Below are 23277 nucleotides of genomic sequence, written 5' to 3' on the forward strand. Positions count from 1 at the left end.
AGTGTTTCAAAAGAAAAGAGACCCCGTCCCTACGTCTGCATACAGACATAGGGACGGGGTCTCCGCGGTTCCACCCTAATTGCTTCCTCTAAATAAGGAAGCCACTTTCATCATTGCTCCAGAACGCCTTCACCAGTCGGCTTCCGCTTGTCTCTCACCGTCACAAGCTCGCTTTTGGAAACGCAAAAACCGGTTACTACTCTCCTTCACAGCAACACGTTATTTAGTAATAGAATCATACTCTAATTTCAGCAAAATTGTCAAACCTCAGTCTGAAAACAAATCCAGCTGTTTTAAAAATTTCTTTGATTTAATGAAATATCCACCATATCGATCATAGTATTCATCCATGATATGACGCAATAATTTTTTATTCTCTTCTTTCATCGTAATTTGACCAAGCCGCTTCACATCCATATGTAAAAAGACTCTCAGCAATTTTGGTAAAGGATCCGGCAAACCGTAGGCCTGTGGGTCCCGCTGTTTACAACGAAAGCATAAGAGGCCGCCCTCTATTATAGAAAAGGCAAAAGGACCTTCCTGGCTTCCGCACTGGATGCAGTGATCGACGACCGGAGCAAACCCCGCTTTTTTGTAAATTTTTAATTCATATATCAACGTCAGGATGTTTGGATCTTTTCCTTCATTCATCCATTGAAACGTTTGAAGCAACTGTTCATAAAGAAAAGGATCCGGCTGCTTTTCCTCAATGAGTTTATCTGTCAATTCTGCGATGTAAGACGCATACGCCGTTTTTACAATATCCTCGCGAATAGACCTCAGGGATGATAACATCTCCCCTTGACTCATTGATCCTAAGCCGGACCCTGTTTGAATTAAAAATGTGCCGTGGATGAATGGTTGGGTGATTGAGGACATCCGGCTCTTTGGCTTTTTAGCCCCACGAGCCATTACACCTATTTTACCTTTTTCCCGTGTCATCATCGTGACGATTTTATGTGTTTCACCGTAATTATTCGTCCGGATGACGACTCCTTCCACCTTGTCCATCAAATGGCTCACCTGCTCCGTTTACGAATGAAGATCATCCGTAGATATTGGTTCAGTAGGGGAAGCGAACTGTTCTTGAGACTGCTGATCTTGAGACTCCAATTCTTTCATCAATAAATATGTTTCCACACTTCCTGTTTGACTGAAAACGTTCCATGAAAGCTTGTCGCGCACAAGAAACACCGCCTTTCTTATCATCGCTAAACGAGTGTACATTCCTAGAATGCTTCCCCTGACCGAAAACATAAGGCTTAATATTTTCCAACCCTTAATATTCGTCTTCGCGATAACCGAAATCACTGAGTTGGATTTGTTTGTTTCTCCAGTCTTTTTGCACTTTGACCCAGAGTTCCAAATAGACTTTGCTTCCCAGCAAAGACTCGATGTCTCTTCTAGCCCGCTTACCGATCTCTTTCAGCATACTGCCTTGCTTACCGATAATGATGCCTTTTTGAGACTTACGTTCAACGATGATGGCCGCTTGAATCTGTACTTTATCGTGTTCATTCCGAGGCTCGATCGATTCAATGACAACAGCAATGGAGTGAGGGATTTCCTCGCGAGTTAAGTGTAAAACTTTCTCTCTGATAAATTCACTGATGACAAAGCGTTCCGGATGATCCGTGATTTGGTCTTCCGGGTAGAACTGCGGACCTTCAGGCAGATGTTTTTTCAGGACGTCCAGTAAATGATTGACGTTGTTGCCTTCAAGCGCTGAAATTGGAATGATTTCTTCAAAATCAAGCTTCTCTTTGTACTGGTCAATCAATGGCAGCAGGTCATCCGGGTGGACCCTGTCAATTTTATTGATGATTAAAAAAACAGGCTGCTCGACACGTTGCAGACGATCCAAAATAAATTGGTCCCCTCGGCCGTATCCTTCTTCTGCATTAATCATAAAAAGGACAGCATCTACTTCGTTTAATGTATTTTCTGCAACGTTGACCATGTAATCTCCAAGTTTGTGCTTGGGTTTATGGATACCAGGAGTATCGATAAAAATGATCTGTGAGTCTTTATCTGTCATGACTCCCTGGATTTTGTTTCTGGTTGTTTGGGGTTTATCACTCATGATGGCGATTTTTTCACCGATCACACGATTCATGAAAGTCGATTTGCCCACATTCGGACGGCCGACGATCGTGATGAAACCCGACTTGAAATTCTCTGTCATAAATGTTCCTCCAATAAATATCACACATTCGTTCTGCTCTATCTTACTATATCATCTTCTCTAGTTCATTCCTAATCTCATATCAGGAAAAGCTTGGGCAGGAAAATGATCATTCCTATGATGACCGCCCCAATACTTGCTACAAGAACCGCCCCAGCCGTAATATCTTTGATCGAACCGATAATGGGGTTTTGTTCGGGATGGTAAAAATCAAGCAGCCTTTCCATAGCTGTATTGACCATTTCAAGGCTTAAAACCATGCATATGATGAGAAGGATGGTCACCCATTCCCCCTTTGACAAACCGAACATAAAGGCAGCGGTGATGACTAAAATAGCAGCCAACAGATGAATGCGGAAGTTTCGCTCCGAGCTACACACTTCCTTTATTCCATTCCAAGCGAAACGAAAGCCGATTTTTTTCTTCTTATTAGGATCTTTGAAGTCCGAACTCATGTAAAATTTCCTCTTGTCTCCCGAACATCTGCTTTTCATCTTCTTCATTCATGTGATCATAACCAAGCAAATGCAAGAAGCCATGCAGCGCCAGGAAGCCGAATTCACGTTCGAGAGAATGATTATAGTCCTCCGCTTGTTCTTTTGCCTTATCGACGGAAATGATAATATCGCCAAGCATGAGCGGCATATTCTCATCCAACACATTCATTTCGTCTTCACCAAGCTCCTGCATCGCAAAGGAGATCACATCTGTAGGTTCATCTTTTTGACGATAATTGCGGTTGATTTCCTGGATCTCATTGTTATCCACAAAGCTGACAGAGACTTCCGCATCCCCCTTAACTTCTTCTTTTTCCCCTGCAAAACGGATAATCCGTTGAATCATATCAACAAAAGCTTCATCTACTGAATTGGTTTCGTCTTGAAAATCAATGGTAATCATATTATTTTGCCTCCTTGACTAATGGTTTAGTTACCGGATATTCTATTCGCGAGTGAAAAATACCCTGTAACGTTTCACATATGGCTGTTTCCATTCTCTTCAACTCATTAAACGTCAGATTGCTGTCATCCAACTGACCATCAAGCATGCGGTCTTCTACAATGGACGCCACGATTTTTTTTAGTTTTTCTTCAGTTGGATGATTCAATGACCGAACAGCTGCCTCCACTGAATCGCAAATACACACAATCGCCGCTTCCTTACTTTGAGGTTTAGGACCTGGGTAACGGTAATCTTCTTCATTTGTATCCTGATTCATTTCCTTTGCCTGATAATAAAAATACTTCAAAAGCGTCGTTCCATGGTGTTGTTCAGCAATATCGATGATCTCTTCTGGAAACTTATTCTTCTTCAGCACTCTCGCACCATCATAAGGATGATTGATGATTATTTCTGCACTTTGTTCAGGATCCATGAAATCATGTGGGTTTTTCATCCCCATTTGATTCTCTATAAAATTACGAGGCTGGACGGTTTTTCCGAGGTCATGATAATAGGATGCCACACGCGCAAGAAGACCATGAGCCCCAATTGATTCACAAGCCGCTTCGCTTAAATTGGCTACCATGACACTGTGATGATACGTACCTGGAGCGTCCGTGAGTATTTTACGTAAGATTGGGTGGTTGGGACTGGCAAGAGTCAGCAATTTTTGATCAGAAAGGACACCGAAACCGGTCTCTATAAAGGGAAGAAGACCGAGCGTCAGAACTGCCGAAAGAAAGGCACCGGCAATTCCATACCCCCCATACAAAAACACTTCCGACCAGGTGTATTTTTCAAAAGAAATGAATAGAAAGAACAGGATTGCACATATATTGATAAAAGCAACCCCCACACTTGCTCGAACGATGGACAACCTTTCGTTACTATGAGTAAGGAAATAAATCCCTGCCAACTGAGAAAGCAACAAATACATTCCTGCGGTTGCATGAAGTGCTCCAGCTAACTGTCCGTTGAACAACAAGCAGGCCATCAAAGAATACACTACCGCCAGTACGATCGCAAAACGTTCAGAACAGAGGATTCTTACAATCATGACTCCTGTAACAGCCGGGACAAGAAAGTACACAGGTTTTTCCATTGATCCAAACAAACTGAACACTTTCAAAAGCGTAATGATCAATAAGGAAACAAAGGTGGAAATGAAGATAGGACGGAATGTCCAGTTTTCCTTTTTAACAGCTCTCCGGAATTCTGTGTACATAATAGCGCCTAAAAGGAGCGCAAACATGGCCAGTCCAACAGATGGCAGTAGATTGCGCTGTTGATCGAGCAATCCGGTCAATAAAAGATCATCATAGAGATCCCCTGTTATCATAGACCCCTCTGACACAATCACTTCTCCTGCTCTAATCATGACTGGCTCCACAGTGGCAACAGCCTTTTTAATGGCTGCCTCTGTTTTCTCATGATCGAACAAAGCGTTTTCGACAAGAGCATAGGTCCCTATATCCGTAAGGACTGGTTTTAAAAAGGATGGTGTTTCTGAGTATTGAATTTCCAGCTCCATCCTTCGTTCCAGCTCTTTAACTTCTGTCCCTTGCACCCCTTCATTAAAGTAGTTATGTAGAAGGGTTTCTAACAATCGGTGGCTTTCATTCAACAACGATTGTTCTGCTCTCAGCAACGGCAGAAAAGCTTCTGAAGGGAGACCTTTAGAAAGTTCATCTGACAAAAGCGATTCAATCACAATTAATTGTTCCTCTTTAGTCAGGTTCTCCCCCTGACTTTTTGTTTCTTCTACCACTTCATAAATTTCATTTACCATACCAAGGCGTTCTTCTGCAATATCTTCAGAAATCGTATATTGATCCTCAACCGCCTGAGTAACTGCTCTTAGTTGTTGTTCTGTTTTTTGCTTATTCTCTATCGTAATGGGGGAAAGGATCGTTTCGGGTGCTGTGCTGTATTTCTCCAGCTCGTAGGTTTGTGTGTAAACATTTGGAATAGAGAGTGTGAAAAAGAAAACAGCCACAATGAGCCCTGAAAATGCAGGCAACAACTTCGACTTATGCAGGTTAAGTTTTTGAAGCTGTAGAAGGAATCGCTCCTTCAAATCACCCCACCCCTTCCCATATAATTCCAAATAAGAACATTAAATAAGACCCAATCACTGGGTCTTACTTACTTTCCTCCTCATATGCATCAATAATCCGCTGCACAAGAGGGTGCCTGACAACGTCGGATTGATCCAAATGAATGAAGGCAGACCCTTTCACTTTAGCTAACCGCTCCTCAGCGACTCGCAAACCGGACTTCACGCCTTTTGGAAGATCCACTTGTGTGATATCTCCAGTGATAATCATTTTTGAACCGAATCCTAAACGAGTCAGAAACATCTTCATTTGTTCAGGTGTCGTATTTTGAGCTTCATCCAAAATAGCGAAAGCATCATCCAATGTCCGCCCTCTCATATAAGCAAGCGGAGCAATTTCAATCGTTCCTCTATCGATCAATCGTGCTGTATGTTCAGCGCCAAATACATCGTGCAAAGAATCATAAAGCGGCCTTAAATAAGGATCAACTTTCTCTTTAAGATCACCTGGAAGAAAACCTAAACTTTCTCCAGCTTCCACTGCCGGACGAGTCAAAATGATCCTCTTCACATCTCCATTTTTCAAAGCATTGACGGCCATAATCACAGCAAGGTAGGTCTTCCCTGTACCAGCAGGGCCAATACCAAAGACAAGGTCATTCTTCTTAATGGCTGCGATGTAATTTCTCTGACCAAGTGTTTTAACTCTAATTGATTTCCCTTTTGAGTTTTTGGTGATTTCATCTTCGAACAATGCTTCGAATTGGTTGATTTTCCCTTTTTTAGCAAGTTCCACAGCATATACGACATCTCGTTCCGTAACAGTTAAACCTTTACGAATAATTGCAAGAACGCTGTTGAGAATTTCCTCCACAAGCTGAACATGTTCCGCTTGACCGGATACTCTCACTTGTTCGCCACGTGAAATGATCGTAACTTTCAGCTGCTCCTCAATTTGCTTGAGGTTACGGTCTTCTGTACCAAAAAGAGCTAATGCTTCTGTTGTATTATCTAATTGAATGTCCATTGTTTTTAAATCTTCTGGCATACTCAATCTCCTTGACTTACATACTTGGTAACTGCAATATTTTCATAAACTTTGTACATTAGGATTAATTTTACTTTACCATTCTCCTCACTGAGGTGCAAAACTTTTTCATCCTTTATTTCCGCATCTGGATCGAGTTCTTGTTGAAGGTTGCTCCTTGCTGAAGATATCCCTATTTTCTCGATATTTTCACGAGATGATTCATAGGCTTTTCGGTCAATGGAGAAGTAATCGATCGTTTTCAAGTTCACTGGGATTTGGAACCCAAAGATACTCCAGTCTGATGTATGAGATTCTTCCCTGAAGTTTCCTTCCCCTCCACGCCAGAACCCCCAAACAGGAATGGAGAACTTCCCAATCTTCAAATGATATTCACTTTCCACGAAACCATCCGTTAAGGAAAGCACTTGTTTCATAGGGAGATTCTGAGCGACGCGATACCATGTTTCTGCTATTACTTCTCCTTCAGAGTGTATAAACAGATCCTCCTCTTCCACCAGCTGACCCGTAGCAAGAATTTGTCCCTTTTGTACAACATCATGAACCGACACCATCGGTCGACCCTTTTTTATAAATGTTTCAATGATCATTCCTTTTTTGGCTGCTACAAGATTGGAAGGGCGAGTATTCTTCTCTATATCGTATCTCGTTTTCTCCACACCATACAAATGATAGCTCGTCCCTTGCTTTTTCACACCGATCCATAACAAATCCGGAATATCTTCTAATAACTGCTGTTGTATTTCGATAGGATCCTTCATCCCTATCGTTAGTTTTCCAGGAGAGACACCATAACTATTCAACTTACTTTCAACATCTGCTTCAAGTTCCGGTGAAAGGCCGTCCACCTTAATGGACCACAACGTATTCGCGAGCACGAAAATAATCACTACCGCTGCGATGAAGGCGAGAAGAACCGAAAGCCTCCCAACAATATGCTGGATAAGAAACGGAAGACCTTTCCCACTCTTGATGGATATTTTACAACGGTATTTCTTCCTCAATTGTCTGAAGGTTTTCCAGTCCTTTAATCGAATCGTTAACATGACCAGAGAATCATCCAGTCTTCTCATATTTGTAATATGACAGCCACGTTTCGTGCATGCTTGCAAAAATGGCTCGATCAACGGTCCCTCTACTTGTACCGTCATGATTCCCTGAAAGAAATCATGCTGGTTCTTCATCGTCTCACCCCCCTTTGGATTCCGGCAAAAATTCTACAGACTTGAGTTCACCTTCCAGTAATAGCTCTTCCTTCAGCATCATTTTCACTCCAAGGTCTTTTCCCAAAATGCGAACTTGACCTTTTTTGTATTGAATTCTAACTTCTTCATCAGAAAAATGAAGGAGGCCTGTATGATTTTCTATGTACACATGAATGGACCCGATGGTCGTGATTCTAGGAAGATCCAACATGACATCAGATGGTAAATCAAAGTAACGACTGATCCAAGTCCGTATTTGCTGCTGCCATTTTGACATGTGACGCCCTCCCCTCTTTTCATTTATACGAAAAACGCACGAATTGTATCACTACAATTCGTGCGTTCTGCTTATCTTTTTCGTGGGTGGGAGCTGTGAGGCTTGCGAGCCCGGGGTGGACCGAGTACTTCAGACATTAAAATCCCTTCAGCTAACCGCTTTTTATCCCACTTTCTTGTTTTTTCTATTAGTGGACCATTTAAATTCAACTCAGAAGATATCTTTTGTTTTTTTCTTGACTCCGCTGACGTATGAGCATACATTTCCTCATCTTCTTTTTGATGTTCTTCAGATCGAAATGTCTCTGCTTCAGCAAGCTTCTTCTGTTTGGTCTCGTAATAATCCCTTAACCTATCTTCTCCTGATTGATCCTTGGTTTCTGCTTCCTGCCAATTCTTTGTAGGACCACTAGGGTAAGCAGGGGGAACTGGAGATGTCTTCTTTTCAGGTCTTTGTTTATTCTCATTTTCTTTTGTCATCCCGCTGAACCAGCTGATTATCCCGCCTATAATAGCCGCAAGAATAAGGAAGTTGCTGAAAATGAGTTCAATCAAATCTCCCATACAAACTCTCCTTTAAATTAATCAAGGATTATTTATCTTCTTCCTCTTCATCGGACATTTTCCCAAGAGTGTTCCTCATATCCGTATCCGCATTGATGTTCTGATAGTTCATGTAATCCATGACACCCATTTTACCGGAGCGCAACGCTTCAGCAAGCGCCTGAGGGACTTGGGCTTCTGCTTCGACCACTTTCGCCTGCATTTCTTGTACACGGGCACGCATCTCTTGTTCCTGAGCGATCGCCATAGCACGACGCTCTTCGGCTTTTGCCTGTGCAATATTCTTATCAGCTTCTGCTTGGTCTGTTTGCAGGATCGCACCAATGTTCTTACCGATGTCAATATCGGCAATGTCAATAGAAAGAATCTCGAAGGCCGTTCCAGCATCTAAACCTTTTCCTAATACATTTTGGGAAATCCTATCTGGATTTTCCAACACTTTGTTATGATTTTCACTGGATCCGATTGTGGATACGATTCCTTCACCAACACGTGCAATGACAGTATCTTCGCCTGCACCACCGACGAGTCGGTCAATATTTGCCCTTACGGTAATACGAGCTTTTGCTTTTACTTCAATCCCATCCATCGCCACACCTGCGATAAATGGCGTTTCGATAACTTTTGGATTTACACTCATTTGAACAGCTTCCAAAACATCACGGCCAGCAAGGTCAATGGCTGCACAACGCTCGAAACTTAGCTCAATATTCGCTCTTTGTGCTGCAATAAGAGCGTTTACTACACGGTCAACATTACCGCCTGCCAGGTAGTGGCTCTCCAGCTGGTTTGTGTTCACATTCACACCTGCTTTATGAGCTTTAATTAGCGGATTGATGACACGGGAAGGAATAACCCTTCTTAACCGCATACCTACTAATGTGAAAATACTAATCTTCACGCCTGCAGCTAACGCACTGATCCATAGCATGACAGGAATGAATGTAAACAACACCGCTACTACAATAATTATGATACCAATGATGATGATTGGCATTAATTGTTCAAGTGTCACTTTGTTTCCTCCTCTTGTTCTACTTTTTTAACCTCACGCACAACAATACGTGAACCTTCTGTTTTAATAATTTTCACTGCTTGATGCACAGGAATGAAACCACCTTCAGTCACGACATCCAACCGTTCACCATCAAAATCTGCTGTCCCGGAAGGACGGAGTGGCGTAATCGTTTCTCCTTCCATACCGATTAAATCCAAACGGTTTTGTGAAGATACATAACCTTGTTCAGATGAAGTGGAATCATTCAAAATGATATGACGAAAGAATCCTCTTTCCAAACCAACGAATTTAAATAGTACAATGGATACAACAATCGTTACTAAAAGAGCAATGCCTATACTCATGGCCATATGCCCCATATCCGCTGATGAAAGCATCAATGAGGATACAATTGCAACGACCCCCGCTACCCCTGCAATACCTCCTGGTAAAAAGAATTCAGCTATCACTAACCCAATCCCTAGAATAAGGAGTATAATCGCTTCGTATCCTGCCAGGCCAGCCACAATATGACCATAAAAAAACAGGACGAGCGAGAGCGCTCCCATTGTTCCTGGTATACCAAACCCCGGCGAATACAATTCAACTACAAGACCAATACTTGCGATGGATAATAAGATCGGAATAACAACAGGATCTGTCAGGAATCTGGCAATGTTCTCGGAAAGAGTAGGGTTCTCCTCTATGACAGTTGCATCAGACAAGCCAAGCACACTGAGAAGCTCATTACGGTCATCCACAATCCCTTCAGCATAGCCTACCTCTTCTGCATCCGTTGCCCCCAATGTTAAAAATTCTCCTTCAGGAGCTCCATAATCCTTTAAATCAACGGATGGATCTGCCATAGCCCGTGCATATAAAGGATCACGCCCTGTAGACTCAGCCGCGGCTACCATAGCTGAAATCCAGGCTGATTGAGCCTTTTTATCAGCAGCTGTTCCATCAGAATTAATAACCCCGGAAGCCCCCATGGTTGCTGTCTGTTTCATGTAGATGGCATCTGCGTTTAAAGCAATGTATGAACCAGCCGAATAGGCCCTGTTCGTTACAAATGCACTATTTGGAACATCCAAATCCTGAAAGATTTGTCCGATGTCGCCTGCCGCATCCACACGGCCTCCCGGCGTATCGATTTCGAATATGATATGATCCACACCATTTTCACGAGCTTCTTCTGTCGTTCGGGTGAGGAAAGCAGCCATCCCACGCTCAACTGTATCTTTTACTGGAATGACGTAAACCGTCTGACCTTCTCCGTCTGCCTGAACAGATGATTGAAGATGGAAAAATGATAAAACGCTTCCTAAAAGGATGAGTGTGCCCCAAATACCTAGACGAAAAGATCGCTTCATCCATTTCACCTCCTTTACAGGTAGCCTACCCATCATATAATACGTTTACGAATCAAAAGCAGGGTTGGTTTCAAAAAGTTTACGACGTTTTAAAAACCCTTGAAGAGATGTTTAGTGTATGTAAAAAGGCCTCTCTTAACTAAGAGAGGCCTTTATATTTACGATAGTTGCTGAAGAACGAGCTTATTGACCTTGGTTCCGTCGGCCTTGCCCTTGACTTTAGGCATGACGGCACTCATGACTTTACCCATGTCACTCTTAGAAGTAGCGCCTACTTCCTGAATCGTCTCATCAACGACTTGCTTGAGTTCTTCATCTGTCAGCTGTTTCGGCATATATACTTGTAAAATCTCAATTTCACGTTCGAGTCCTTCTACAAGATCTTCACGTCCAGCTTCTTTGAATTCATGGAGGGAATCATTTCTCTGCTTTACCTCACGAGATAAAACAGTCAATTCTTCTTCTTCAGATAATGAGTCTTTCCCCAGTTTAATGGCTTCATTCTGCATAGAAGCTTTCACCATGCGGATCGTTGATAATCTTTCCTTATCACGGGCTTTCATGGCTGTTTTCATATCCTGGGTGAGACGGTCTGTAATTGTCATCTCTTCAACACCCTCTTTAATTACTTACGCTTTCTAGCCGCCTCAGACTTTTTCTTACGGCGTACGCTAGGCTTATCGTAATATTCACGCTTACGATATTCCGCTAATGTACCACTTTTTGATACATCACGCTTAAAGCGACGAAGAGCATCTTCAAGAGACTCGTTTTTACGAACGCGAGTTGTTTTTGACATGCTAATTTCCCTCCCTCCGAAGCAAACAAAACTGTTTCTCTTGTATGGGAACCCCCCATACCTTTGACAATTATATTATATGCATCTCATATGGTCAACTTTTTTTGAAAGATAAAGGGTCTTTAACTTCTTTGATCTCTACCTCATCATTCAAACTCACATAACTTGAACGCCCGAGATAAAGCGGAATGTTCAAATCTTCAAAGTTCGGCAAGCCATTTTCAAGAAATTTTTCTTCTTTGTAGTGGCAGCCTTCGATGTTACCGATCATCCAGTCATGGTCTCCTGTAGGAACGATTTGATGAACTCTACACTCGTAGGCAAGATAAGCACGTTCAAGAAGGGGAAAATCCTCCTCCATTCTCCAAGGCTGATCGTATGTTAGGGTTTTATCCACCTCTGCACCTGAAACCGTTCCGCTGTATTGAATAAAGCCAGCATCATCAAAGGGGAGGAAGTTAATCGTAAATTGGTTCGATTTTTTCACCATATCATATGTATGCCTTTCTCTCCCTATAGCTACGCCATACATTGGTGGAGCCGTAGATAGATAAGCGTGCCAGCCGGCTGCCATAAAGTTTACCTTTCCTTCGTGAAAAACTCCCACAACGGCAACCATTCCTGGATAACTATGCATTTTGACATGATCTTTCCTTTTCATCTCATCCCTCCTTCCCTATACAATCTTTCAAATCACCTCTAAAGTCAAACGCTACTCCCCTCTCCTCCATTATAGCTCCCTATTTTTGAAGAAAGACTCAGTTTCGAGACGATTGGGTGGTTCTAGGGGCTCCGGGAAAAGGTTCGCTTTCCATGGGGCAGGCGGTGAGCCTCCCGCGGAAAGCGAGTTATTCCCCGCAGCCCCATCCACTCAACACAAGTCTCGAATTTGAGTCTTCCACAACCCTGCCATATTCTTTAATAAAGACGGATGTTTATGAAAGAAGCCATCTCCTCTTGGAGATGGCTTCTTTCGTTTTATTAATAATCAGAAGTTCCTTGTTCGCCGTTTACGATAGCGATTCCGGAGCTTGCACCGATACGGGTAGCGCCAGCTTCGATCATTGCTTTTGCACCTTCGTAATCACGCACTCCACCGGATGCTTTCACACCCATATCCGGGCCGACAGTTTTGCGCATCAGGCTGATATCTTCAACCGTTGCTCCTCCACCGGAGAAACCAGTAGATGTTTTAACAAAATCTGCTCCTGCAGCTTTTGCAAGTTTACATGCTGTAACTTTTTCTTCTTCCGTGAGAAGGGAAGTCTCAATGATTACTTTTACAATAGCTTTTCCTTCCGCTTCACGTACGACTGCTTCAATGTCCTGTTGAACTAGTTCTTGGTTTCCTGATTTCAATTCACCGATATTGATCACCATATCCACTTCAGTCGCGCCTTTTTCGATGGCTTGTTTTGTTTCGAAAGCTTTTGTTTCTTTCGTTGTCGCTCCTAGTGGGAAACCAATCACTGTACAAACCTTCACGTCTGTTCCTTCTAGTAACTCTGCACAGTAAGAAACCCAGTGAGGATTTACACATACGGAAGCAAAATTTTGTTCTTTTGCTTCTGTACATATTTGTGTGATTTTATCTTTCAGTGTATCGGGTTTAAGCTGTGTATGATCAATCATTTTACCTAGATTTTGTTCCATTTGTAGATCGTCCTTTCAAATTTAAGTTGTTCGTACATCTCTTCTATCTTAGCATGAAAGCGATTAAAATGCGAATTCGCTTACGCATTTTAATCTTCTTCCAATTTGTAGGAGAGGCTCGATAAGAAATAAAGAGGCGCTGTTTCCATTCGTAAAATTCGTGGACCCAGCCGAATCGACTTGAACCCTTCTTGTAAAAGTTTTTCCACTTCGGTTTCAGAAAATCCACCTTCTGGCCCGAAAACCACTAAAACAGCTTCCTTAGGCTTCACTGATTCGATGGCTGAACTTAAAGAGTGAGACGTTTCTTGTCTCGCCTCTTCTGCATATCCGAATAAACAATGGTCATAGCGCCCTTTTAATTCCAAAAGCTGATGGAGAGTATGAACAGGTTGTACCTCAGGAACCCTGGTTCGTTCGGACTGCTCACTCGCTTCTTTGGATATCTTTTGCAACCTCTCCACCTTTTTGACAGCTTTTTTCTGATCCCATTTAGCTACGGAACGATCAGCCTGATATGGAATAAAAGCAGAAGCACCAAGTTCTGTCCCCTTTTGGACAATTTGTTCCAGCTTATCCCCTTTTCCAAGACTCGCTACGATTGTCACATGGACAGGAAGCTCCCGGTCTTCCTCCATCCAGGAAACAACAGTACAATAAACAACGTCTTCTACCACATTCGTAATTTCGCTTAAAGCGGCACCCTTTTCTGGATGGATGGCAACGAGGTTGTCCCCTTCTCTCATTCTCATCACTCTCACCATATGATGGGCATCTTCACCGCTCACATAAAAGGCGGCTTCATCCCAACATTCTTGATCAACAAAGTAACGTTGCATACAATCACTCCGGTTTTTTAGCGATGATGCTTACCCAGTCTTCCATTTTGTTTGTTTCAATAATTTCAAACCCTGATTGGATTAATTGGTCCCGGACCATTTCCTTACGCCCAGAAATAATTCCACAAGTTATGAAATATCCTCCAGGCTTAACTACACGATAGGCATCATCTGTAAATTTGACGATAATCTCTGCCAGAATGTTCGACACAATTAAATCCGCTTCCCAATCTACGCCTTCAAGAAGGTCATTGAGTTTTGATGTAACTTTATCTTCCACACCATTTAAAGCGGCATTGTTCCTTGTACTAGAAACGGCTATGTCATCTAAATCATAAGCATAAGCATGCTCAGCTCCTAAAAGGACAGAAGCTACACTTAGTATTCCAGATCCAGCGCCGACATCCAGCACCTTATCACCTTTTTCTAAGTACCGCTCCAAGGCCTGTATACTAAGAACTGTCGTCGGGTGAGTTCCTGTACCAAAAGCCATTCCAGGATCCATTTCAATAATGATTTCATCACTGGATACCGGCGTATAATCTTCCCATGTAGGGATAATGGTAATCTTTTCTGAAATTTTGACGGGTTTATAATATTTTTTCCAGGCGGTTGCCCAATCTTCTTCATGAATTTCGCTGATTGTCACATTATTATGTCCAATATCTATTCCGAACTCCGTTAAGTTTGATACGGTTTTTTTAATCCCGTCGACAGTTTCCCCAAGAAAACTGTTCATAGGCAGGTAGGCTTTTACATAAACCCCTTCTGCTGGATAATCGTCCGGATTCAATTCGTAAATTTCACCCAGTTTCGTTTCCTTTCTATTCATATCCGACGGGTCTTCAATAACAACCCCACTCGCTCCTGACTCATGTAGAATGTTCGAAACCGGTTCAATCGCTTCTGTTGTCGTATGGACACATACTTCAGACCATTTCATTGATGATCCACCCTCTTCATTATTTTTTCTAAGTATCTATGGATAGTAAACCAGACGCTCAATAAAAAGTGCCTGCACGAAAGAACGGGAAATTCCATGAACTACCCATCAACCCATCGTACAGACACCTTCCTTTTAACCTTTAGCTGTCCCCTTTAAACGCACGTTTCATACGTTCGAAGAAGTTTCCGTGTTGCTCATCCGTTGCTTCATTGCCACTAATATCATTGAATTCACGAAGCAATTCTTTCTGTCGTTCTGTCAAATTCTTAGGCGTTATGACTTTCATCTTCACATGCTGATCCCCTTGGCCACGGCCATGGACGTTCGGTGCACCTTTCTCTTTCAAACGGAATGTCTTTCCAGTTTGTGTTCCGGCAGGCACTTTCAATTTCACGTTTCCGTGTACAGTAGGGACTTCAATTTCATCACCAAGCGCGGCCTGTGCAAAGGTAAGAGGAATCTCACAGAAAATGTGATCACCCTCACGTTGGAAGAATTCATGAGGCTGTACGCGGATGACAACAAATAAGTCTCCGGCAGGGCCTCCATTGACACCTTCTTCCCCTTTACCTTGGACACGAATTTGTTGACCATCGTCGATACCTGCTGGGATGTCCAGGTGAATTTTCTTGCGCTTCGTCACTCGGCCATCTCCGCCACAAGTGTTACATTTGTCTTTGATGATTTTCCCTGTGCCTTGGCAGTGGTGACATACACGACGGTTTACGACGCGGCCAAACGGGGTGTTCTGTTCCTGATTGACTTGGCCTGAACCTTGGCAGTGGGAACATGTTTCAGGTGAGGTTCCTGGTTTAGCACCTGAGCCATCACAAGTGTCACAATCTTCCTCCATAGGAATTTCAATATCGGTGGACTTTCCGAAAATGGACTCTTCGAATTGAAGGGTCATCGTATATTGCAAATCTGCACCTTTTCTTGGTGCGTTCGGGTCACGGCGACGTCCACCGCCACCAAAGAACATATCGAAAATGTCGCCAAAGCCGCCGAAATCCTCTGCGCCTCCACCAAAACCGCCAAAGCCGCCCTGGTTTGGACCGGCATGACCAAACTGATCATACTGGGCACGTTTCTGCTGGTCGCTTAACGTTTCGTAAGCTTCTTTTGCTTCCTTGAACTTTTCAGAAGCATTGTCTTCCTCACTGACGTCAGGGTGATACTTACGCGCCAGTTTACGGTAGGCTTTCTTAATTTCATCTTTTGAAGCATCCTTGGACACGCCAAGGACTTCATAATAATCACGTTTACTCACTTGTCGATCACTCTCCCGGACGCTATTACATAAGGTTTATATTAACATTGAAAATCTAGGCAGGCAAACGTCATCTCTTTACCTGTTCATGAAAAAAGTCAAAGTCAAGAAGAACCTGACTTTGACTTTTTTCTACCTTTTCTTACTTCTTGTTCTCGTCGTCGTTCACTTCTTCATAATCTGCATCAACGACATCGTCGTCAGCTCCGCCGCCTTCTTGGCCTTGCGCAGCTTCAGCCTGAGCTTGCGCCTGCTCATAAAGCTTCACAGAGAGAGCTTGCACTTGTTCTTGAAGTGCTTCTTTCTTCTCTTTGATTGCGTCAAGATCTTCACCTTCAAGGGCAGTCTGAAGTTCTTCTTTCGCAGATTCAGCTTTTTGTTTTTCTTCTTCACTTACTTGTTCACCAAGATCTTTGATCGTCTTGTCTGTTGTGAAGATCAGCTGGTCTGCTTCGTTACGAAGTTCAATCGCTTCACGTTTCTTTTTGTCTTCTTCAGCGTTTTCTTCCGCCTGACGAACCATTTCTTCTACTTCCTCATCAGAAAGACCAGAAGAAGACTTGATCGTGATGGATTGTTCTTTGTTAGTACCCATGTCTTTCGCACGTACATTAACAATTCCGTTAGCATCAATGTCGAAGCTTACTTCGATTTGAGGCACACCGCGTGGTGCTGGTGGAATATCTGTCAACTGGAAACGGCCAAGTGTCTTATTATCTTGCGCCATTTCACGCTCACCCTGCAAGACGTGAATATCAACAGCCGTCTGATTGTCAGCAGCAGTTGAAAATACTTGAGAGTGGCTTGTCGGAATTGTGGTGTTACGTTCGATCAATTTCGTCGTAACGCCACCCATTGTTTCGATTCCAAGGGAAAGTGGAGTAACGTCAAGAAGTACAACGTCTTTCACATCTCCTTGAAGTACGCCACCTTGAATGGAGGCACCAAGCGCTACAACTTCATCAGGGTTTACACCTTTAGAAGGTTCTTTACCGATTTCTTTCTTAATGGCTTCTTGTACAGCTGGGATACGAGTAGACCCACCTACAAGAATAACTTTGTGGATGTCGCTTGCACTCATGTCTGCATCTTTAAGTGCTTGACGTGTCGGTTTCATAGAACGCTCAACTAGGTCAGATGCAAGCTCTTCGAATTTCGCACGAGTCAAGTTCATCTCAAGGTGAAGCGGACCGGCTTCTCCTGCAGTGATGAATGGAAGAGAAATTTGTGTCTGAGCAACGCCGGAAAGATCTTTCTTAGCTTTCTCAGCCGCGTCTTTCAAGCGCTGTTTTGCCATTTTATCCTGGGACAAATCAATGCCGTTTTCTTTTTTGAATTCAGCTACCATGTGATCAATAATGACTTGGTCGAAATCATCTCCACCTAGACGGTTGTCACCGGCTGTAGAAATAACTTCAAATGTTCCATCTCCAATTTCAAGAATGGATACGTCAAATGTACCGCCACCAAGGTCATAAACAAGAATCGTTTGATCTTGGTCTTCTTTATCAATACCGTATGCAAGCGCAGCTGCTGTCGGCTCATTGATGATACGCTCAACTTCAAGACCAGCAATTTTACCAGCATCTTTTGTAGCCTGACGCTCAGCGTCATTAAAGTAAGCTGGAACTGTGATGATCGCTTTATCTACTGTTTCTCCAAGGTAATCTTCTGCATAGCTCTTGATATACTGAAGAATGATAGCAGAAACTTCTTGAGGCGTGTATTCTTTACCTTCGACTTCTACTTTGTAGTCTGTTCCCATATGACGTTTGATGGAAAGAATCGTGTTAGGGTTTGTAATCGCCTGACGTTTTGCGACCTCCCCTACTTGACGTTCACCATTCTTAAATGCAACAGCAGAAGGAGTCGTACGGTTCCCTTCAGGGTTAGGGATTACTTTCGCTTCTCCCCCCTCCATTACTGCTACACAAGAGTTTGTTGTACCTAAGTCAATACCAATGATTTTACCCATGGTTAAATGTCCTCCTTTACGTACTCGTTCATAAGATAATTTTTACTGGTTCACTTTTACCATTGACGGGCGGATAACCCGATCTTTCAGGCGGTAACCTTTCTGCAACTCTTCGACGACGACATTACTTTCATAATTTTCGTCTTCGACTTGCATGATCGCCTGATGCATATGAGGATCGAATGCTTCCCCTTTAGCAGGAATTTCTTCGACGCCTTCTTTTTCAAGAGCTGCTTTGAATTGGTCATAAACCATTTTCATTCCATTTGCGAAGTTTTGGGCTGCATCGCCTTCCACTTCCACTTGGAGAGCTCTTTCAAAGTTATCCAGAGCCGGTATTAATTCCTCTACAAGGCTCTGGGATCTATATTTCCTGTCCGCCTCTTTCTCTTTTTGAGTACGACGGCGGAAATTATCGTAATCCGCTTGCAAACGAAGCAGTCGATTATTGACCTCTTCTTTTTCCTGACGAAGCTGTTCCAGCTCATCCGTCTCTTCGACTACTGTTTGTTCAGATTCCTCATTTTGAGTTTCATCTTTTTCATCAATGATCTCTTGTTTGTTCTCTTCCACGACTTCCACCTCCTACTTTCCATTACACCGTTACTGACTATAACATGAATCCTTATCCTGAAAAAGTATGAGACCTAAAGAAGCAATCGGTGCATGATCCTATTCTTTTCTACTGTACTAATACCAGCCACGGAACGTATCTGTCATATGCTTGGATAAGACGTTCATCAATGAAAACATCCGGTTGTACTCCATGCGGGTCGGGCCCAAAAGGGCAATCGTACCCACTTGATCATTCCCGAGCTGATAACTTGCCGTAATCAGACTGCAGTTCTGCATAGCATCAAAAGGATTTTCTTGTCCTATTCGGACTTGAATTCCTTCCTTGCCAGTCCTCAGCAAGTCAGCCATCTCACTTTCCCGTTCAATGGTGGCATACAAAGACCTGACTTTATCAAGGTCCCTGAATTCGGGTTGCATGAGAATGTTTGTCTTTCCACCAATGTACAGTTTCGTCGGATGCTCATCCAATAGAGCTGCACGCAAATACTGGAAAGCTTCTTCGTGATGATCCGTATGTGTTTTCAATAGATCATTGATCTCAGAATAGAGTACTTCATGCAATTTCACCAACGGGACTCCTTGGAGCCGGCTGTTTAAAATGTTCACCATCTTTTCCAAATCTGCACCCTTAATCTCTACAGGAACGTTGAAAGCACGATGCTCCACATGCCCGGTATCCGTAACTAAAATCGCAATAGCAGACTGATCAGATAATGGAACGATCTGCAATTGTTTTAGTTTTGTTTCGAATACTTCAGGTCCGAGCACAATGGATGTGTAGTTCGTCAAATCGGAAAGGATACCTGCTGACTTCTGAACCACACGTTCAAACTCCATCATTTTATCATCGAATGCTTCCCGAATAGTCACAATCTCTTGACTGGAAAGGCGCAATGGAGAAAGAAGATGGTCGACATAGAAACGATACCCTTTTTCAGAAGGGACCCTTCCGGAAGATGAATGAGTTTTTTCAATAAAACCCAATTCCTCTAAATCAGCCATTTCATTCCTTATCGTTGCTGAACTGAATGTTACAGCATCTTTCTTAGCTATAGACCGCGAACCTACAGGTTGTGCGGTCAGAATGAAATCATCAATAATGACTTGCAAAATGAGCAATTGTCTATTTGTTAACATCGATGATCACCCCTGTTAGCACTCGTTTACAGTGAGTGCTAAATCTAATAATAAATTATCAAAAGGGGTGAGGGATGTCAACGGATAAACCTCTTTTTTTTAGTCGTTCCTCCAGATCAATCTTCTCTTTTGGAAAATGTCGATGTTGAACTTCCTTATTCCATTCCTTCAAGCACCCATTTGATGATATGATGTCCAGTCAATGAAGTAATAAGAGATCAGGTTGGAGAGGGGAATGGCTCACTGCTCTTCCAGAAGCTCTTGCTCCCCTGCACAAACAAAACCTTTGAGGGAGATCACCAGTTTCTACATTCGTAGAGTCTCCCCCCAAATGTCCGTTTTAATCGACCAACCTTTTTTATGGTAGAACGTTCATAGAATTATTCATCCAATAAAAACTCCTGGAATACCTCATTACCGAGAATGCGCCCCTTTGATGTGAGAGAAATATAACCAGTGTCTTCTTCTATTAATGAGCGCTCTTTTAGTTCTGTAAGCTTGTTTCCAAAGACATCAACAAGTGTTTTTCCATACTTTTGCTGGAAGAGTTCCTTCGATACTCCTTTAGTCTTTCTAAGTCCGAGAAACATTTCTTCCTCCAACTGTTCTTTAAGACCAATAGGTTCCTCATGGAGAATGGGCTTTCCATCTTCTGAGGCTTTCTTCACATAAGCAGGCAGCGGGCGGATATTGATCGTCCGTTTACCCGGCAGGTACCCGTGAGCACCCGCTCCAATTCCATAATAATATTCATTATTCCAGTATGTCAGGTTGTGTTTACTTTCAAACCCGGGCTTGGCAAAGTTACTGATTTCATATTGCACAGCTCCAGCTTCTGCTAGTTTCCGCTGTAGCAATTCGTACATTTCTGCTTCATCATCTTCCTTCGCCTTGGTAAGCTTACCCTTTTTGTACCGTTGATAAAACACCGTTTTCGGTTCAATTTGAAGAGAGTAGGAAGAGTAATGAGGCAAGCCGAATTGCATCGCTTCATCTATGGTTTTTTCAAAATCTTCAACCGTCTGCCCAGGGAGAGCATACATAAGATCTATACTGACATTCGTCAGTCCTGCTTGAACGAGACGATCAATATTCGTGTAGACATCTTTTACTTTGTGTACACGTCCGATCTTTTCCAACATATCATCATCGAAAACCTGTACTCCGAGAGATATACGATCGACGCCATACTCTTTTAACAGACGCACTTTCTCTACGTCCAAATCGCCGGGATTTGCTTCAAAGGTATATTCTTCACAGCCGGCAATATCAAAATGGTCATTAATCATTTGTAGAAGCTTTTCTAACTGCTTGTGGTTCACGGCTGTCGGAGTCCCGCCACCGACAAAAATGGTTCTCACTTTCGCTTTTTCTCCCGGGATATAGGTGTGAATTTCTTTTTCAAGAGCTTCTAAATAGTCGTCTGCCAGACGTTCATTATAGAAAAACTTCGTAAAATCACAATAATGACAAATCTGCTGACAGAAAGGGATGTGAATATATGCGGATGGGATGTTCATGGATGTTACCACCTTTCATAAGGAAAACCGCAAGAGAGAAATCTCCTGCGGTTTCAACTGTGTTCCTTTAGCTTTAGTCTTCGTTCAAGTCAAGGACGGACATGAAGGCCTCTTGAGGAACCTCGACAGATCCGACCATCTTCATGCGCTTTTTCCCTTCTTTTTGCTTTTCAAGCAATTTACGTTTACGGGAAATGTCTCCACCATAACATTTGGAAAGAACGTTTTTACGCATCGCTTTAATCGTGGTCCGAGCCACGATTTTATTCCCGATGGCTGCCTGGACAGGGACTTCAAATTGCTGTCTTGGAATTAATTCCTTAAGTTTTTCAGCAATGAGCTTTCCACGTTCGTACGCGAAGTCACGGTGTACGATGAAGGACAATGCATCAATGGTATCTCCATTAAGCAAGATATCCATTTTCACGAGATTGGATACACGGTATCCAATTAACTCGTAATCAAAGGATGCATACCCTTTCGTTTGGGATTTCAAGGAATCAAAGAAATCGTAAACAATTTCAGACAATGGAATCTCATAAACGATATTGACCCTGTTGTCATCTAGGTACTGCATATCCATGAAATTGCCTCGTTTGCGTTGACAGATTTCCATGACTGGACCGACATAATCATTAGGGACCATAACTGTCGCTTTAACAAATGGCTCTTGAACCTCTTCAAGTTTCTGGTTATCCGGCATCATAGAAGGGTTATCCACATTGAAGACCGATCCATCTGTAAGGGTCACCTGATAAATAACACTTGGTGCCGTTGTAATGAGGTCGATCTTATATTCGCGCTCAATACGTTCTTGAATGATTTCCATATGAAGCATTCCAAGGAAGCCACACCGGAACCCAAAGCCAAGAGCTTGGGAAGTTTCCGGCTCAAACTGAAGGGAAGAATCATTAAGTTCCAAACGTTCCAGAGCATCACGAAGGTCATTATATTTGCTCGCATCTACCGGATACATTCCACAGAACACCATCGGATTCATCTTTTTGTAACCCGGCAGTGGTTCGGATGCAGGGTTATTGGCCAGGGTGATCGTGTCACCTACACGGCTGTCGCCGATGTTTTTAATCGATGCCGTCAAATAACCGACATCCCCAACATTCAACTCTTTCAATGGGGTCGGGGTCGGGCGGAATACGCCCAATTCATTCACTTCAAACTCTTTGCCCGTAGCCATCATCTTAATTTTATCTCCAAGTTTGATAGAGCCTTCACGAACACAGGTATAGGCAATGACCCCTCTGTAGGAATCATACAAGGAATCGAAAATCAGAGCCTTCGTCGGATCTTTCACATCGCCTTCAGGGGCTGGAATGTCACTCACGATCCGCTCCAGAATTTCATCAATGCCCACACCTTCTTTAGCAGAGGCAAGAATGGCGTCAGAAGCATCGATTCCGATGACATCTTCTATCTCTTGTTTAATTCGTTCAGGGTCGGCACCAGGAAGGTCAATTTTATTAATGACCGGGATGATTTCTAAATCATTTTCCAGTGCCAGATAAACATTGGCTAATGTTTGTGCTTCTATCCCCTGAGCAGCATCTACAACCAGGATCGCTCCTTCACAGGCCGCTAAACTACGAGAGACCTCATATGTAAAGTCCACGTGACCCGGGGTATCAATTAAATGGAATGTATAATCCTGTCCATCATTGGCTTCATAAGACAATTGAACGGCATTTAATTTGATCGTGATTCCACGCTCACGCTCGAGATCCATCGCGTCAAGGAATTGTTCTTTCATTTCTCTTTGGGTTAATGCTTTTGTTTTTTCCAGAATACGATCTGCAAGTGTCGATTTCCCGTGGTCGATATGGGCAATAATCGAAAAATTGCGGACCCTTTCTTGTTTAGATTGTGCTGTCAACTTAAATCACTCCTACTGAATTCGACAC

General features: G+C 42.9%; 24 protein-coding genes. All 24 read right to left on the reverse strand.

The window, feature by feature from the left end; genetic code table 11:
- Positions 1 to 267 precede the first annotated feature (267 nt).
- On the reverse strand, positions 268 to 1014 hold the full coding sequence (recO, locus tag J0K78_RS05525) for a DNA repair protein RecO (RefSeq protein WP_206945743.1): 747 nt from the start codon (positions 1012 to 1014) through the stop codon (positions 268 to 270).
- A gap of 18 nt (positions 1015 to 1032) precedes the next feature.
- Complete coding sequence (locus J0K78_RS05530) at positions 1033 to 1227, reverse strand: YqzL family protein (protein ID WP_326314458.1); 195 nt, start codon at positions 1225 to 1227, stop codon at positions 1033 to 1035.
- A 52-nt stretch (positions 1228 to 1279) separates the two neighbouring features.
- Positions 1280 to 2185, reverse strand: coding sequence for a GTPase Era (gene era, locus J0K78_RS05535; RefSeq protein ID WP_160915064.1), 906 nt, complete (start codon positions 2183 to 2185; stop codon positions 1280 to 1282).
- Positions 2186 to 2262: 77 nt separating this feature from the next.
- A complete protein-coding gene (locus J0K78_RS05540) occupies positions 2263 to 2640 on the reverse strand; it encodes a diacylglycerol kinase family protein (protein WP_206945744.1) in 378 nt (125 codons plus the stop codon).
- Positions 2615 to 3085 (reverse strand): rRNA maturation RNase YbeY, encoded by a 471-nt coding sequence (gene ybeY, locus J0K78_RS05545; protein ID WP_206945745.1) that lies wholly within the window; start codon positions 3083 to 3085, stop codon positions 2615 to 2617. The genes J0K78_RS05540 and ybeY overlap by 26 nt, the downstream gene beginning before the upstream one ends.
- 1 nt (position 3086) lies before the next feature.
- On the reverse strand, positions 3087 to 5204 hold the full coding sequence (locus J0K78_RS05550; RefSeq protein ID WP_206945746.1) for an HD family phosphohydrolase: 2118 nt from the start codon (positions 5202 to 5204) through the stop codon (positions 3087 to 3089).
- Between the two features lie 64 nt (positions 5205 to 5268).
- Positions 5269 to 6231, reverse strand: coding sequence for a PhoH family protein (locus J0K78_RS05555; RefSeq protein WP_160915070.1), 963 nt, complete (start codon positions 6229 to 6231; stop codon positions 5269 to 5271).
- 2 nt (positions 6232 to 6233) lie between these two features.
- Positions 6234 to 7415, reverse strand: coding sequence for a sporulation protein YqfD (gene yqfD / locus J0K78_RS05560; RefSeq protein WP_206945747.1), 1182 nt, complete (start codon positions 7413 to 7415; stop codon positions 6234 to 6236).
- Positions 7416 to 7419: 4 nt separating this feature from the next.
- On the reverse strand, positions 7420 to 7713 hold the full coding sequence (gene yqfC / locus J0K78_RS05565; RefSeq protein ID WP_160910986.1) for a sporulation protein YqfC: 294 nt from the start codon (positions 7711 to 7713) through the stop codon (positions 7420 to 7422).
- 71 nt (positions 7714 to 7784) lie between these two features.
- A complete protein-coding gene (locus J0K78_RS05570; protein WP_206945748.1) occupies positions 7785 to 8276 on the reverse strand; it encodes a hypothetical protein in 492 nt (163 codons plus the stop codon).
- Positions 8277 to 8304: 28 nt separating this feature from the next.
- Entirely contained in the window at positions 8305 to 9273 is a 969-nt protein-coding gene (gene floA / locus J0K78_RS05575) for a flotillin-like protein FloA (protein WP_202412515.1), read from the reverse strand.
- Between the two features lie 14 nt (positions 9274 to 9287).
- Complete coding sequence (locus J0K78_RS05580; RefSeq protein ID WP_206945749.1) at positions 9288 to 10646, reverse strand: NfeD family protein; 1359 nt, start codon at positions 10644 to 10646, stop codon at positions 9288 to 9290.
- 158 nt (positions 10647 to 10804) lie between these two features.
- Entirely contained in the window at positions 10805 to 11251 is a 447-nt protein-coding gene (locus J0K78_RS05585; protein ID WP_146812806.1) for a GatB/YqeY domain-containing protein, read from the reverse strand.
- Positions 11252 to 11271: 20 nt separating this feature from the next.
- Entirely contained in the window at positions 11272 to 11445 is a 174-nt protein-coding gene (rpsU, locus tag J0K78_RS05590; RefSeq protein WP_008638284.1) for a 30S ribosomal protein S21, read from the reverse strand.
- Between the two features lie 94 nt (positions 11446 to 11539).
- Positions 11540 to 12106, reverse strand: coding sequence for a flavin reductase family protein (locus J0K78_RS05595; protein ID WP_206945750.1), 567 nt, complete (start codon positions 12104 to 12106; stop codon positions 11540 to 11542).
- Between the two features lie 320 nt (positions 12107 to 12426).
- Entirely contained in the window at positions 12427 to 13098 is a 672-nt protein-coding gene (gene deoC, locus J0K78_RS05600) for a deoxyribose-phosphate aldolase (RefSeq protein ID WP_206945751.1), read from the reverse strand.
- An 89-nt stretch (positions 13099 to 13187) separates the two neighbouring features.
- The gene (locus J0K78_RS05605; RefSeq protein WP_206945752.1) at positions 13188 to 13937 is read right to left on the reverse strand and encodes a 16S rRNA (uracil(1498)-N(3))-methyltransferase; all 750 of its coding nucleotides are present in this window, start codon (positions 13935 to 13937) and stop codon (positions 13188 to 13190) included.
- Positions 13938 to 13941: 4 nt separating this feature from the next.
- Positions 13942 to 14880 carry a 50S ribosomal protein L11 methyltransferase gene (prmA, locus tag J0K78_RS05610; protein WP_206945753.1) on the reverse strand — a complete coding sequence of 313 codons (939 nt, stop codon included), beginning with the start codon at positions 14878 to 14880 and terminating at the stop codon, positions 13942 to 13944.
- Positions 14881 to 15022: 142 nt separating this feature from the next.
- The gene (gene dnaJ, locus J0K78_RS05615; protein WP_160915087.1) at positions 15023 to 16153 is read right to left on the reverse strand and encodes a molecular chaperone DnaJ; all 1131 of its coding nucleotides are present in this window, start codon (positions 16151 to 16153) and stop codon (positions 15023 to 15025) included.
- 142 nt (positions 16154 to 16295) lie between these two features.
- Positions 16296 to 18128 (reverse strand): molecular chaperone DnaK, encoded by a 1833-nt coding sequence (dnaK, locus tag J0K78_RS05620; RefSeq protein WP_160915089.1) that lies wholly within the window; start codon positions 18126 to 18128, stop codon positions 16296 to 16298.
- Between the two features lie 42 nt (positions 18129 to 18170).
- Complete coding sequence (grpE, locus tag J0K78_RS05625; RefSeq protein ID WP_206945754.1) at positions 18171 to 18701, reverse strand: nucleotide exchange factor GrpE; 531 nt, start codon at positions 18699 to 18701, stop codon at positions 18171 to 18173.
- Positions 18702 to 18818: 117 nt separating this feature from the next.
- A complete protein-coding gene (gene hrcA / locus J0K78_RS05630; RefSeq protein WP_206945755.1) occupies positions 18819 to 19841 on the reverse strand; it encodes a heat-inducible transcriptional repressor HrcA in 1023 nt (340 codons plus the stop codon).
- A gap of 380 nt (positions 19842 to 20221) precedes the next feature.
- The gene (hemW, locus tag J0K78_RS05635; protein WP_206945756.1) at positions 20222 to 21361 is read right to left on the reverse strand and encodes a radical SAM family heme chaperone HemW; all 1140 of its coding nucleotides are present in this window, start codon (positions 21359 to 21361) and stop codon (positions 20222 to 20224) included.
- A gap of 73 nt (positions 21362 to 21434) precedes the next feature.
- Positions 21435 to 23249 (reverse strand): translation elongation factor 4, encoded by a 1815-nt coding sequence (gene lepA / locus J0K78_RS05640; protein WP_206945757.1) that lies wholly within the window; start codon positions 23247 to 23249, stop codon positions 21435 to 21437.
- Positions 23250 to 23277 lie beyond the last annotated feature (28 nt).

The sequence above is a fragment of the Halobacillus sp. GSS1 genome, from assembly GCF_017307035.1.
Taxonomy (GTDB): Bacteria; Bacillota; Bacilli; order Bacillales; family Halobacillaceae; genus Halobacillus; species Halobacillus litoralis.

What these genes read in the sequence shown, in the direction of transcription:
- hrcA (WP_206945755.1), bottom strand. Translation starts at nt 19,841, where the DNA reads ATGTTAACAAATAGACAATTGCTCATTTTGCAAGTCATTATTGATGAT.
- dnaK (WP_160915089.1), bottom strand. Translation starts at nt 18,128, where the DNA reads ATGGGTAAAATCATTGGTATTGACTTAGGTACAACAAACTCTTGTGTA.
- J0K78_RS05595 (WP_206945750.1), bottom strand. Translation starts at nt 12,106, where the DNA reads ATGAAAAGGAAAGATCATGTCAAAATGCATAGTTATCCAGGAATGGTT.
- prmA (WP_206945753.1), bottom strand. Translation starts at nt 14,880, where the DNA reads ATGAAATGGTCTGAAGTATGTGTCCATACGACAACAGAAGCGATTGAA.
- era (WP_160915064.1), bottom strand. Translation starts at nt 2,185, where the DNA reads ATGACAGAGAATTTCAAGTCGGGTTTCATCACGATCGTCGGCCGTCCG.
- J0K78_RS05540 (WP_206945744.1), bottom strand. Translation starts at nt 2,640, where the DNA reads ATGAGTTCGGACTTCAAAGATCCTAATAAGAAGAAAAAAATCGGCTTT.
- deoC (WP_206945751.1), bottom strand. Translation starts at nt 13,098, where the DNA reads ATGGAACAAAATCTAGGTAAAATGATTGATCATACACAGCTTAAACCC.
- J0K78_RS05570 (WP_206945748.1), bottom strand. Translation starts at nt 8,276, where the DNA reads ATGGGAGATTTGATTGAACTCATTTTCAGCAACTTCCTTATTCTTGCG.
- hemW (WP_206945756.1), bottom strand. Translation starts at nt 21,361, where the DNA reads ATGAACATCCCATCCGCATATATTCACATCCCTTTCTGTCAGCAGATT.
- yqfC (WP_160910986.1), bottom strand. Translation starts at nt 7,713, where the DNA reads ATGTCAAAATGGCAGCAGCAAATACGGACTTGGATCAGTCGTTACTTT.
- J0K78_RS05555 (WP_160915070.1), bottom strand. Translation starts at nt 6,231, where the DNA reads ATGCCAGAAGATTTAAAAACAATGGACATTCAATTAGATAATACAACA.
- floA (WP_202412515.1), bottom strand. Translation starts at nt 9,273, where the DNA reads ATGCCAATCATCATCATTGGTATCATAATTATTGTAGTAGCGGTGTTG.
- J0K78_RS05580 (WP_206945749.1), bottom strand. Translation starts at nt 10,646, where the DNA reads ATGAAGCGATCTTTTCGTCTAGGTATTTGGGGCACACTCATCCTTTTA.
- rpsU (WP_008638284.1), bottom strand. Translation starts at nt 11,445, where the DNA reads ATGTCAAAAACAACTCGCGTTCGTAAAAACGAGTCTCTTGAAGATGCT.
- J0K78_RS05605 (WP_206945752.1), bottom strand. Translation starts at nt 13,937, where the DNA reads ATGCAACGTTACTTTGTTGATCAAGAATGTTGGGATGAAGCCGCCTTT.
- ybeY (WP_206945745.1), bottom strand. Translation starts at nt 3,085, where the DNA reads ATGATTACCATTGATTTTCAAGACGAAACCAATTCAGTAGATGAAGCT.
- yqfD (WP_206945747.1), bottom strand. Translation starts at nt 7,415, where the DNA reads ATGAAGAACCAGCATGATTTCTTTCAGGGAATCATGACGGTACAAGTA.
- J0K78_RS05585 (WP_146812806.1), bottom strand. Translation starts at nt 11,251, where the DNA reads ATGACAATTACAGACCGTCTCACCCAGGATATGAAAACAGCCATGAAA.
- J0K78_RS05530 (WP_326314458.1), bottom strand. Translation starts at nt 1,227, where the DNA reads ATGTACACTCGTTTAGCGATGATAAGAAAGGCGGTGTTTCTTGTGCGC.